Source organism: Ruegeria sp. P10 (assembly GCF_056534925.1).
This window is the reverse complement of the sequence record NZ_JBQERJ010000002.1, coordinates 87,210-99,620: the sequence shown is the minus strand read 5'-3', so window position 1 is coordinate 99,620 and position 12,411 is coordinate 87,210. Positions and strand designations below refer to the sequence as shown.

The 12,411-nt window shown below is 57.7% G+C and carries 14 protein-coding genes; 6 read left to right on the top strand and 8 right to left on the bottom strand.

Features of this window, described 5'->3' with window-relative positions; translation table 11 throughout:
- Positions 1–14 precede the first annotated feature (14 nt).
- On the bottom strand, positions 15–311 hold the full coding sequence (locus ACR0FB_RS03745; protein ID WP_480620097.1) for a hypothetical protein: 297 nt from the start codon (positions 309–311) through the stop codon (positions 15–17).
- Between the two features lie 316 nt (positions 312–627).
- On the opposite strand from ACR0FB_RS03745, the gene ACR0FB_RS03740 reads away from it, so the two are divergent.
- The 6 genes from ACR0FB_RS03740 to ACR0FB_RS03715 all read left to right on the top strand — a co-directional run bounded on the left by ACR0FB_RS03740 (position 628) and on the right by ACR0FB_RS03715 (position 5,852).
- Positions 628–804: a hypothetical protein gene (locus tag ACR0FB_RS03740; RefSeq protein WP_480620095.1), complete on the top strand. Its 177-nt coding sequence runs from the start codon at positions 628–630 to the stop codon at positions 802–804.
- An 89-nt stretch (positions 805–893) separates the two neighbouring features.
- Positions 894–1,415 (top strand): transporter substrate-binding domain-containing protein, encoded by a 522-nt coding sequence (locus tag ACR0FB_RS03735; RefSeq protein WP_480620093.1) that lies wholly within the window; start codon positions 894–896, stop codon positions 1,413–1,415.
- A gap of 72 nt (positions 1,416–1,487) precedes the next feature.
- Positions 1,488–2,012 (top strand): SRPBCC family protein, encoded by a 525-nt coding sequence (locus ACR0FB_RS03730; RefSeq protein WP_209834000.1) that lies wholly within the window; start codon positions 1,488–1,490, stop codon positions 2,010–2,012.
- 28 nt (positions 2,013–2,040) lie between these two features.
- On the top strand, positions 2,041–2,523 hold the full coding sequence (locus tag ACR0FB_RS03725) for a (2Fe-2S)-binding protein (protein WP_152460328.1): 483 nt from the start codon (positions 2,041–2,043) through the stop codon (positions 2,521–2,523).
- Positions 2,524–2,603: 80 nt separating this feature from the next.
- Positions 2,604–4,964: a xanthine dehydrogenase family protein molybdopterin-binding subunit gene (locus tag ACR0FB_RS03720; RefSeq protein ID WP_480620091.1), complete on the top strand. Its 2,361-nt coding sequence runs from the start codon at positions 2,604–2,606 to the stop codon at positions 4,962–4,964.
- Positions 4,965–5,060: 96 nt separating this feature from the next.
- Positions 5,061–5,852, top strand: a complete 792-nt coding sequence (locus ACR0FB_RS03715) for an FAD binding domain-containing protein (protein ID WP_210092870.1) — start codon at positions 5,061–5,063, stop codon at positions 5,850–5,852.
- A 48-nt stretch (positions 5,853–5,900) separates the two neighbouring features.
- Here the strand turns inward: ACR0FB_RS03715 and ACR0FB_RS03710 are convergent, their stop codons facing one another.
- The 7 genes from ACR0FB_RS03710 to ACR0FB_RS03680 all read right to left on the bottom strand — a co-directional run bounded on the left by ACR0FB_RS03710 (position 5,901) and on the right by ACR0FB_RS03680 (position 12,387).
- Positions 5,901–6,779, bottom strand: a complete 879-nt coding sequence (locus ACR0FB_RS03710) for an FAD:protein FMN transferase (protein ID WP_480620089.1) — start codon at positions 6,777–6,779, stop codon at positions 5,901–5,903.
- Positions 6,776–7,231 carry a hypothetical protein gene (locus tag ACR0FB_RS03705; protein ID WP_480620087.1) on the bottom strand — a complete coding sequence of 152 codons (456 nt, stop codon included), beginning with the start codon at positions 7,229–7,231 and terminating at the stop codon, positions 6,776–6,778. Before ACR0FB_RS03705 ends, ACR0FB_RS03710 begins: the two co-directional genes overlap by 4 nt.
- A 13-nt stretch (positions 7,232–7,244) precedes the next feature.
- Complete coding sequence (locus ACR0FB_RS03700; protein ID WP_480620085.1) at positions 7,245–7,577, bottom strand: 4Fe-4S binding protein; 333 nt, start codon at positions 7,575–7,577, stop codon at positions 7,245–7,247.
- A gap of 9 nt (positions 7,578–7,586) precedes the next feature.
- Entirely contained in the window at positions 7,587–8,351 is a 765-nt protein-coding gene (locus tag ACR0FB_RS03695; RefSeq protein ID WP_480620083.1) for a hypothetical protein, read from the bottom strand.
- Positions 8,352–8,525: 174 nt separating this feature from the next.
- On the bottom strand, positions 8,526–8,837 hold the full coding sequence (locus ACR0FB_RS03690; protein WP_480620081.1) for a hypothetical protein: 312 nt from the start codon (positions 8,835–8,837) through the stop codon (positions 8,526–8,528).
- A gap of 353 nt (positions 8,838–9,190) precedes the next feature.
- Entirely contained in the window at positions 9,191–11,017 is a 1,827-nt protein-coding gene (locus ACR0FB_RS03685; RefSeq protein ID WP_171723715.1) for a BCCT family transporter, read from the bottom strand.
- Positions 11,018–11,442: 425 nt separating this feature from the next.
- Positions 11,443–12,387, bottom strand: coding sequence for a PDR/VanB family oxidoreductase (locus ACR0FB_RS03680; protein WP_480620079.1), 945 nt, complete (start codon positions 12,385–12,387; stop codon positions 11,443–11,445).
- Between the last annotated feature and the right edge of the window lie 24 nt (positions 12,388–12,411).

The following is a 12,411-nucleotide window of genomic DNA, read 5'->3' as shown; positions in this document are numbered from 1 at the left end:
GCAGGTTGGCACGGCTAGGCGGTATGTCTTAAGTCGCGGTCGCGGGCAGACGCGTTGAGCAAGACGGCGTCGGCGGCCTCGGGAAGATCAGCGACCGCCAGTTGCGCCTGCGCCGGAGCGTCCAATATCAGGAAGCTTGTCTGGGACAAGGCCCGGCGCGCCGTATCAAGCCAATTCCCGTCTTCCGGGACGGTCAAAACTGTCAGTTCATACGTGTGGCCCAGAAACTTGGCCGTTGTCAGGTTGTCTGACAAAGCCAGTTCTGCACCTGCCGTGCCCAGATCGTCGGGCAATGGGTCAAGGTTCGACAAAACCGGTGGTCGTCTGACCTGTTGATGAAGATAGACAGCAGATACAGAGACCTCAGCCGCAGCAACCATTGGCAACAGAACAAGAGTTGCAAAGACGCAAAAAACATGGCCGTGTTTGCTCCTCCTCCGATGCTGCTCCACTAAAATGAGTCCTTGGGCGGCATGCCATTCGACCTTAGTCGCACGCAGCGGCTCATCTGCAAACAAGGTCGAATTTCACGATGGTTTTCCCTGAGCTAAGACCAGAGCCAGCATCAGAAGGAGGAGACGATGGGTCTTGTGTTTTTCAACACAGCGCTGGCTGGCCTGACCGCAGGTGGCATGGCGTTTTCGCACGGAGACGTCGCCCCGCGACCTGCTGGCCTCGATGGCCGACGGTGGGGAAGGTGATGCCGCAGCGCTTCAGTCGGATCTCAGCCAGATTGCCGGCACCGTGGAAACAGGATCGGGCGCCCTGCGGCTGACAGCGTGGCCTTTCGCGCCGCTGTTCTGATCTCGGGCGACAGCCCTGATTTCTCATAGGCGGCGGAGCAACTGACAATTAGATTGTCTGCCGCGCAATAGGACGGCAGACTGAGACACATGATCGGACGCACATTTTTTTTCTCCCTGTTGGCTGCCACTCTTTCAACCGGAATGGCGATGGCCCGATGCGAGGATCGTGTGCCTCAACCCAAACCACAAAACGCCAGCCGGGATATCGTTGGCGCTGATCTCGATACCATCGTCGCGCGCGGCTATATCAAATTTGCGGCTTATGACGACTTTGCCCCGTGGTCCTATGAGAAAGACGGCAAGAGACAGGGCGTGGATATCGACACCAGAACATTGATCGCCGAAGAGCTGGGTGTTGACGCGCGTTTCAATCTGGTGGCTGCCGGCGAAAACCTTGAGGCCAGGCTGACGCCAGAGCTTGACATCCATACCCCACCCCTGCCCTGTTTTGCCGTCAGTCCATGGACCACTGGCGTGGCCGTTCATTTCGCCTATCGCGGCCTCGGCTATGCTGTGGACGATGCCATTTACGCGGCGTTGCAGGATGGGCGCATCGCCGAAATCTTCAAACGTCACGGCCTTACACATTCGCCGCCCATGCTGCGGTGACTACACCCAAGGTCTTATAGGCAAGGCTGCGAACACCGCGTAGCGTAACAAAAATATACTTGGAGAAGTGAAATGGAACTCAATGACAGCCGCGTCATCGCCGCGCCGCGTTCCAAAGTCTGGGCCGCGCTTTTGTCGGCTGATGTTCTGAAGGAATGCGTGCCGGGATGTCAGGAGATGACAGGCTCGGTCGAAGACGGGTTCGAGGCCACCGTCGTGCAGAAAGTAGGCCCGGTCAAAGCGACGTTCAAAGGCTCTGTGACCCTTTCTGATCTCGTGGAGCTTGAAAGCGTGAAGTTATCGGGTGAAGGTAAGGGAGGAGCCGCCGGATTTGCCAAGGGTGCGGCCGACGTCACCTTGTCGGATGCCCCCGAAGGCACACTACTGACCTACGCGGTCGATGCACGCGTCGGTGGCAAGCTGGCTCAGTTGGGGGGGCGCGTGATTGATGGGGTTGCCAGAAAAATGGCCGACCAGTTCTTTGAGAACTTCCAGAACGCGGTCGAACCTCAGGATGTGCCCGAGCCCGAAACCTCGGAAGAAGGCGAGACCGGCGAAGAAAAGAAAGGTTGGATCAAGCGCGTTTTAGGCGGTTGATCCTTTGGAATTCAGGGAGGAGAAAGTCATGAAAATTTCCATGACCGTGAACGGCAAAGCCGTAAGCGGAGACGTCGAGGGCCGGACATTGTTGTCCGGTTTTCTGCGCGATCATCTGTCTTTGACGGGCACGCATGTGGGGTGCGACACCGCGCAATGTGGAGCTTGCGTGGTGCATGTGAATGGCGAAGCGGTGAAATCGTGCAACATGCTGGCCGCCGAAGCAGATGGGGCCGATGTCGGCACGATCGAAGGCCAGGCAACAGCGGATGGCTCACTGAACGTGATACAGCAGGCGTTTCAGGATCACCACGGTCTGCAATGCGGATTCTGCACTCCGGGCATGGTGATGAGCGCCGCCGCGCTGCTGAAAGAGAACCCGCGCCCAACCGAGGCCGAAATCCGGAAGTATCTGGAGGGCAACCTGTGCCGCTGTACTGGGTATCACAACATCGTCAAAGCGATCATGGCCGCATCCGGCCAGGACGTGGGCAGCATCGCTGCGGAATGATGCCGCTGCGGGCGTCGGAAACACGCCCGTGGGATGAGTGAGGGATGCAGCAGCATCCGTTTATGGGAGGAGAATAAGCAATGCCCAAAGACAGTGGCATCGGAGCCAGTTCCAAGCGGCGCGAGGACGTACGCTTTCTGACCGGAGCAGGCAATTATACCGACGACATCAACGTACATGGCCAGGCCTATGTGCATTTTCTGCGGTCCGACATCGCGCATGGCCGGATAAAATCCCTGGACACTTCGGCGGCCGAAGGCATGCCGGGCGTGATCAAGGTTTTTACCGGCAAGGATTTCGAAGGCGTGGGCGGCATGCCCTGCGGCTGGGAAGTCACCGACAAGCACGGCGCGCCGATGCAAGAGCCGCCGCACCCCATTCTGGCGCAAGGCAAAGTGCGCCATGTTGGCGATCCGATTGCTGCCGTTGTGGCCGACAGCCTTGAACAGGCGCGCGACGCGGCTGAGGCAATCGATGTGGATATCGAAGAACTGCCCGCGGTGATCGACATGAAGGCAGCCGCGCAGGATGGCGCGACGCTGGTCCATGACGATCTGAAGAACAACATCTGCTATGACTGGCAGTTGGGTGAGGCGGACGATGCCAAGGTGAACGAAGTGTTTGCCAACGCCGCGCATGTCAGCACGCTGGAACTGGTGAACAACCGGCTGGTCGCCAACCCGATGGAACCGCGCGTGGCCGTGGCGGAATACAGCCGGGGCACGGATGAGTATACGCTCTATACCACGTCGCAGAACCCGCATGTGATCCGGCTGCTGATGTGCGCCTTTGTGCTCGGCCTGCCCGAACACAAGGTCCGCGTCGTTGCACCGGATGTGGGCGGCGGTTTCGGCACCAAGATTTTCCACTATGCGGAAGAGGCATTCTGCACCTTTGCCGCCAAGGCCTGCAACCGCCCGGTCAAGTGGACGGCCAGCCGGTCCGAGGCGTTCATGTCGGATGCACAGGGCCGCGACCATGTCAGCAAGATCGAGCTGGCGCTGGATGCCGACAACAATTTCGTCGGCCTGCGTACCAACACATATGCCAATCTGGGCGCGTATCTATCCACCTTTTCCAGCTCGGTCCCGACCTGGCTGCACGGCACGCTGATGGCGGGCAACTACAAGACGCCGGTCATTCAGGTAAACGTGAAGGCGATGTTCACCAACACGGTGCCGGTGGACGCCTATCGCGGCGCGGGCCGCCCTGAGGCAACATACCAGTTGGAACGTGTGATCGACAAAGCCGCGCGCGAACTGGGTGTCGATCCGATCGCCCTGCGGCGACAGAACTTTGTCACCCAGTTCCCCTATGACACGCCGGTGGCGCTGACCTATGACACCGGGGATTACAACGGGACGATGGACAAGCTTGAGACTGCGGCTGATCTCGCGGGCTTTGCAGCACGACGCGCGCAGAGTGAGGCCAAAGGCAAGCTGCGCGGTCTCGGCGTCAATTGCTATATCGAGGCTTGTGGTATCGCGCCTTCGAATATCGTCGGCATGTTGGGAGCCCGTGCGGGTCTTTACGACGCGGCGACAGTTCGGGTGAACGCCACCGGTTCGATAAGTGTGATGGTTGGCGCACACAGCCACGGGCAAGGCCATGAAACAGCGTTCCCGCAGGTCGTGGCCGACATGATCGGCATCGACGAGTCAATGGTCGAGATCGTGCACGGTGACACCTCGAAGATCCCGTTTGGCATGGGCACCTATGGCTCACGCTCGCTGGCGGTCTGCGGCTCGGCTATGGTCAAGGCCACCGAGAAGGTGATCGACAAGGCCAAAAAGATTGCAGCCCATTTGCTGGAAGCGTCCGAGGCAGATATCGAACTTAAGGACGGTCAGTTCAGTGTTGCGGGGACCGACAAGTCGGTGGCGTGGGGGGATGTGACCCTTACGGCTTACGTACCGCACAACTATCCGCTGGAAGTTGAACCGGGACTGGAGGAAACCGCGTTTTACGACCCGGCCAACTTTACTTTCCCGGCAGGGGCTTATGCCTGTGAGGTCGAGGTTGATCCAGACACAGGTCAGGTCACGATTGAGAAATTCACGGCTGCGGATGACTTTGGCAATATCGTCAATCCAATGATCGTTGATGGCCAGGTGCATGGCGGTATTGGTCAGGGCATCGGTCAAGCCCTGCTGGAGAACTGTGCCTATGACGAGAACGGCCAGCTGCTGAGTGCGTCCTTCATGGACTATGCGATGCCGCGTGCGGATGACGTGCCATTCTACGGCGTAGATCATTCCAGCCAGACGCCGTGTACGCACAATCCGCTTGGTGTGAAGGGTTGCGGCGAGGCCGGTGCGATCGGCTCACCGCCTGCGGTGGTCAACGCGGTGCTGGATGCGTTGAACTCAGGTGGAAGGGCTGTTGATCATATCGACATGCCGATGAGCCCGTCACGCGTTTGGACGGCGATGCATGGTTGAGAGGTTAAGGTGCGAGGGGCCAGCCCCTCGCGCTCCCCGGGATTTTTATAGCCAGATGAAGGGCGGATCAGCGCCTTTTCGGAAAGGAAGAACGAAATGTACAATTTCGAGTTTGAGAAGCCCTCGACCATTGCTGACGCGGTTGCAGCATTGGCAGCAGAGGATGCGCAGGCGTTGGGAGGCGGACAGACGCTGATCCCAACATTGAAGCAACGGTTGGCGGCCCCGTCCAAGTTGGTGTCGGTGAGCGGAATTCCCGAGATGCAAGGCGTTTGCATCGAGGATGACGGATCGGTGTCGATCGGTGGCGCGACGCCCCACGCTGTCGTCGCCCGCGAGGCCGTGGGCTCGTATCCAGCGCTTGCAGCGCTGGCCGGTCAGATTGGCGATCCGGCAGTTCGCAACCGCGGGACGATTGGCGGCTCGGTTGCCAACAATGACCCTGCGGCCTGTTATCCGGCAGGGGTATTGGGATCAGGGGCGACTATCGTGACCAATACCCGCCAGATTGCCGCCGATGACTTTTTCCAGGGAATGTTCACGACGGCGCTGGATGAGGGTGAAATCATCACATCGGTCCGTTTCCCGGTGCCGCAAGCGGCGAGCTACCGGAAGTTCCTTCAGCCAGCCTCGCGTTTTGCGCTTGTCGGGGTCTACCTGGCCCGCTTTGCGGACGGAGTGCGCGTCGCGGTAACCGGCGCGAGCGAGGACGGCGTTTTCCGGTGGTCCGAGGCTGAACAGGCGCTGAACAAGGAATTTCGCCCTGATGCCCTTATGGACCTGCGCGTAAACCCGGCGAACATGATTGCGGATCTGCATGGGAGCAAGGAGTATCGAGCGCATCTTGTTTCGGTCATGACCAAACGCGCGGTTGAAGACTGCTTGTAAAGAATTGTTCGGGAAAATCGAAAAAGCCCCGGTGTGATACGGGGCTTTTTAACCTTGAAGCATGACTACTTTCCCATTGGGGCGAACACAGATCGCGATGCCATCACCTGCTGCCTGCGCAAGGGTCGCTGCTATTTCAGCCTCGGAAGCATGACGGAATGCTGTTGAAAGCGCGTCTGCCGTCGTAGCATCCGGTGCCTGGACACTGACCGTTGACCAAAGCGGTACGTTTCCGCCCATCGGGTCGATGATGTGAGCGCCGCCCGACCGCAGGCGCATGACGTCAGCGCTGGACGTAGCAATGGCGCGGTCCTTCAAATGCGTGACTTCGACAAGTCGGTGCACTGGATCCGTGACGCCCAGCAGCCGCTGACGACCACTTGCATAATATTCTCCGATATTGACCAGAACCTTTTCCCACCCGGCTTTGCGCAAGGCGCGAACGACCAGATCGGTGGCGAAACCTTGAGCGATGACGTCCAGGATAAGCGCTTGATCAGGGCCCAATTGCACGAGTTCCTTAGTTAGACCTACGCGGTTCCATCCGATCAGCCTTCGCGCGTGTTGAGCCTCATTCTCGGACGCGGCAAGCCAAATTGGCTGAACTGTGGGATCAAAGCGACCATTTGTGAGGTCGTAAGCCGCGCTGCACGCTGTCAAAAGAGACACAAAAGCGGGATCGGGGCTTTTGAGATACCCTTTCCGGTGGAGCTCCGACAGGGCAGAGTTCGGGCGGTACAGGCTGAAGAGCGCCTCGCATTCCTCCAGAATGGATCGCAGAGCGGCAATGGCATGTTCTGCCTCCACAGGGTCAGCATCCAGTGTCAGGCTGATTTCGGCCCCCATGGCGCAGCCACGCCGACGGATAGGCTGTGCATGAGACGGAGATGCCAGTGCTGCGGCAGGAAAGCGGCGACGGTTGATCATTCGGCTGCAACCTCTCTCGTGCGGCGGCGAGCCGCGACGATCAGGGGAACACAGCGGTTGCGGTCGTTATATATGGCGACGCAGTCGAGATACTGAAAACACTCATCAAACTGAATTTGCCCGGCTTGCGTGATCGCGCCAAATTTGCATTTGACCTCGCGTAGCTGACAGGGTGACCCGCATTCGGCGCGGCGTTCGATACAGTCGCGGCCCCGAAGCAACCCACCGATCGCAAGGAACACGCACAAGGGGCAGGCATATCGGCAGAAGCCCTTGAACACCGCCATTCCCAGAACCAGCCAGAAGATGGCGTAGGCGACATAATACCATTCGCGAAAAAAGAAGGTCGTGATCGCTGTTTTGAAGGGCTCAACCTCTGCCGCTTTATCGACCTGATCAGGTGCGGCAAAGACAACGCAAGCACGGCCGTCAGTACCGCGTATTTCAACCATTTCAGACGGTTGCCTATTTTTTTGACGGTTCAATCCGAGGGATACGAAGGGCTTTGTCCAGATGATGTGCGAATTCCTGAAGGGCACCGAAAGGGCAGAGCCATCCGCAGAACAATCCCCTGCCCCAAGCAATCAAACCCGCAAGGGTCACGGCCCAGATCAGCAACGAGAACGGATCATAGAACAGGAAGGCAGAACTGCCGCCGTCCAATGCCGTACGCAATGCCCCCAAGACCGTGACGATCCATAGCTGCCCTTGCCCCCACCAACCCACGAAAACTGTGACAAGGGCAAGAACGCCAAGACGTACGGGAGTGAACAATGGTCGCGCCGCAAGGGCATTCATTCGCAGGGCCTAAACGGCCAACAGTGCTGCCAGAAACACACCCAGGAAAACCAGATCCAACTGGCGATTTCGCAGCGCTTCAAGCCAGGGCTGTGCCGGAACAATCTGTTCTGGTCGATCAAAGAACCTTTCAGGTGAGATATGTGCACCATCCAAAGTGACGGATCCTGTTTCAGGCTGGAACATGCCATGTTCGCGAACTGCAAGAACCTTCAACACCCATTCTCGGGAAGGTTCGAACCCCAGGCGCCGGTCGGTGCGCAGGATCATGGCAACGCCATCTGGCATGTTATCCGCCAACTCGACCAGCAGATCGGCATCACGCAGAGCGACCGGCAATCCGCTCTGCTCGGCCGAAATCCAGTCCGGCGCGGTATTGCGTACAAAGTCTTCGCTGACCGGACCATGGCGCACCGTTTCGATCACAAGGATCGGCTCGTCATTGTCCGAAATTTCCATGAAGCGCTGCACCTCTTCATAACTGTACGTGGTCAAGGCAGCGTGAGCGATGGCTTTTGGGCCCACATCCACGACCCACAGATCCAGATAAGGGTCGTCGGGACTGTACTGCGGCTCGGGATCGTCATCTTCCCAAAGGGAGCCATTGAACAGAGCGTCAACTTGCGCATTCGTGTAGACCTTGCATGTGGCGATGCCCTGATCGATCAGATCCTGCCAGTTGAGTTCTTCTTGATAATCGGGATCCGGAAATGCAGGCGGCGCGGTTGCCAATCCCTGCATTTTCTCGCGCGCGACTGTCAAAGCAGCGCCCATGACCGATTCATGCACGATCCGCACAACTTGCCGTCGCCTTTGTAACCCCGTCCAGATAGACCAATGACGACCCGCTTGCTGCACCGCCGTACGGGGTTCCAACAACGATGGAATCCGAGATCGAAAGGCCCCTGTATTGCTCGAAGAATTTGTGGAAAGGGGCTCTCCGAGCCCTTAAACAAAGAACGGTTCGTTATGTTCAATCAACTGCACGTCAAGAAAACGCCCTTCAAGATCCAGCACGATCAACATGTTGATTGGTGCGCCTGAAAAACCGGGCAATGGCGCCATGGGTTTCGATTCAAAGACATAGCCTGCATCGGCCCCGCCGGAGTTCAGCAGACTGTAGACGCCGTTTTCGTACAACGCCGCCCCCAATGCGAACGGCGCGCGGATGTAGGATTCGATATCATCGCGCGACACAGGTTCAACCAAAATCACCAGGCCGCCGAAAAGCAGCATTAGAATGCCTGTGAGTACGCGCATGATCGAAAGACTAACTTTCCACCCTTCGCCGGGACATTCGACGAAAGTTCTAAGTCCCTGCCCGCGGCCCTAAGGCAGTCCTGCATCCAAAGTTGCAGCCGCAAGGAAATCGACCGTGACAGGTGATGCGGCCCTCGCCGGTCCGGTGCGCAAACCGTCACCTCAGCAGCCAGAGGTGGCGGAAGTACGGGGTATTCGGCCGGTCGGTAGGGGGCAGACCTGGTTCGCCGTTCATTACGGCATTAGCCCCGGGGTGATATTGGGGTTTTTCACGTCAAAGGCGACGCTTTACCGAAAAAGAACAGGCCGCCCAGTTAGGGCGGCCTGACCAGGTTTTTTCTTGTGCCTACGCCTTACTCGGCTGCCTGCGCGCTGTTGGCAGAGTGCTTGTCACGCTGACTGTCGCGGAACAGCGCCTTGGCCAGCGATACGCACATCAGGCCCATCACCATGGTGAACGGAAGCGCGCCGATGATCATGGCATTGCGCAGCGCATCCATAGGGTTGTTTTCACCCGCCGCCAGGATCAGCGCGCCGATCACTGCCGTCAGGATCACACCCCAGATGATGCGGTGCTTGATACCGGTTTCCTGGCTACCACCCGACATGATGGTGTTCATCACCAGAATACCCGAGTCCGCCGAGGTTACCAGGAAGGTCATGATCAGGATCACGCACATAACGTTCAGCATGGACAGCAGCCCACCATCGATCATGAAGGACAATGTCGTGAACAGCTTGTTGGTGTTCGATGCGCCGATGATCGCACCTTCTGCCGCGCCTGCCAGTTCCAGATCGATCGCTGTGCCGCCCAAAACGGTCATCCAGGCAAAGCACACCAGCGCAGGCGCGAACACGCAGCCCAAGATGAACTCGCGGACGGTCCGACCCTTGGAGATGCGCGCCAGGAAAAGCCCCACGAAGGGCGAGAATGCGATCCACCACGCCCAGTAGAAGGTGGTCCAGCCTGCCTGCCAGCCAAACTGACGACCTTGCTCACCCGCAGCGTAGGCCGCGGCCAAGGTTGCTTCGTCCAACTCGGCCGCTGCACCTTCCAGACCGCTTTTGAAGCCGTCGAAGCTACCCCAGGCATTGGTCGCCCCACCCATCAGATCTGCGGCATGTGCTTGCGCCTCGGCCGGCAGAGCCGCTGCGAATGCTTCGGCCGACAGCGGGCCATAGGCATTGAAGCTGAGCGACAGGAAGTGCAGGATGTAGTCGATCATCGCAGTGCCATAAGTGGTCATGGCAAAGACAAACGAACCGAAGACCACGAAAGTGCCCAGCAGGATGATCGACAGCACCAGGTTCAGGTTGGACAGGTACTTGACACCCCGGCCGACACCGGAAACCGCCGAAATGATCGACAGGCCCATGATAACGACCAAGCCTGAAATCAGACCGACCTTGCTGGGGGTCGGCACCTCGCCGCCCAGATCCATGATCCACTGCATGCCGGTGATGGCATAAAGGCCGTCGATGAACTGGCTGACGCCATAGCCGATGGTTACGGACACGCCGAGGATCGTTGCGACAACGCCCAAAACGTCAACCACGTGGCCGAAAAAGCCGTTGACGAAACGGCCAAACAACGGTGTCAGCGCAGAGCGGATCGTCAGAGGCATGTCGCGTGTATAGGCGTAGTAGGCCAGGGACAGGCCGGTTACCACATAGATCGCCCAGGCGTGAAAGCCGTAGTGCAGGAAAGTGAAACGATAAGCCGATTGAACGGATTCAGGGTCATTTCCTGCAACTTCACCCGACAAAACCACAGGGTTAGACCCCCAAAGGCCCAGCGGTTCTGCTGTGGCGAAAACCATGAGCCCCACACCAAGACCGGCACCAAACATCATGGAGAACCATGAGAAGTTCGAAAACTCGGGCTTTTCCCCCGGCGTTCCCATGATCCTACGACCCGTGGACGGAATGATCGCAACAACGGCAAGGAAAAAGAAGAAAAAACCGACAATGACGATGTAGAAGCTGTTGAAGACTTCCAGCAACTGGCTGTTCAGGCTGCCCAATGTGCTGTTTGCATTCGCTGGGAAAACCAGGGCCCACAGCACCAGCCCGACCATGATGGCTTTGCTGATCAGGGCAATTGGGACGCTGTAGTTTTCATAGAATCCGGAATCAGCCGTTTCTATTTCAACGTCCGTGAAAGGTTCGGGTATCGACATATCGCACGTTCCTCCTCGAGTGTGTCGTTCTTTGTTCTTCTGAAAAAATGCTGGAAAACATCGCGTTGCACGACGTGGACAATCATGCACGATGCACGAACCGATGTTGAGTTGTGTTCAGCCCAAACTTGGGCTTGCAGTAACAACGCTTGCTCCCATTACGTCTCTTACTGCAAATTTCCTCCCGATTGCTCGCTGCCTGCTGTCATCACCGATCCCGGTGATAAGTCAGCGTGTGGTTGAATGTCGTCGCAGCATCTTAAGTGGTTATTGGGTTTCCAGTTTCGAAAAACCTATAGCAAGGGTGAGATGTTCTAACCTGAGAATCCGACACTTCGATCACATGAAGCGACCACCGAATTCACTCGATTGCGATGTTAGCGAGAACAATGCGACGACATGATTTGTTGTGACCACTACGTCCTTCACAGCTTCAGGACCAGTTTATCGGACTTGGCCCGCGAAACGCAGGTGCACAGGAATTCGTGGCTTTCCTGCTCTTGCGGTGTGAGTATTCCGTCGCGGTGATCGACCTGCCCTGACACTACGTCAACAATGCATGACCCGCACAACCCTTCAGAGCAGCCGAAATCGACCTGCACGCCGTTGTTTTGCAATACTCCGAGAATAGTTTCCTCTTTTCCGACCGGGTAGACCGCGCCGGTTGACTGAATTTCGATCTGAAATTCCGCGTTTGGATCGTGGTCGATGTCAGAAGCGGGTGCAAATCGTTCAAAATGGATTGCCCCGCCACGCAAGGATGCACCTGCTTCCAGAACAGCGTTCAGCATCGGTTCAGGTCCGCAGGTATACACATCCGCACCGACGGGCATCGATTGCATGACCGATGCCAGATCAAACCAGCCGTCTGTGTCATCGCAATGCAAATGATACCATTCATCCAGCCCAAGGGCCCTGAACTGCGCGTCCATCGCTGCAAATTCTCTTGACCTTACAAGGTAGTAGACCCGAAAATCCTGCCCGCGGTTCATCAATTCCCGCGCCATTGCAACCAGCGGAGTTGCCCCGATGCCGCCTGCGATCAACGTGACATACCGATCGTGGTTTTCGAGTTTGAAGTGATTCCGCGGCCCGCCGATTTCGACCATCGCCCCTTCTTGAAGCGCGTGCATGGCCACCGAGCCGCCACGCCCTTCATCTTCGCGTTTGACGGCGACATTGATTACGCAGCCGTCCTGACTCCAGCTCCACAGTGAATACTGCCGCACCAGATCGTCGGCCAGATGGATATCGACATGTGCGCCGGGTTGAAGGCTTGTGAAGCGGCCGTTTTCGATTTCAAAGCAAAAATCGGACGTGTCCGGGCTTAGCCGTGTTTTGCGCACGAGGCGGGCAACTTGTGTATCCATCACACATCCTGTTCGTTCTCGGTC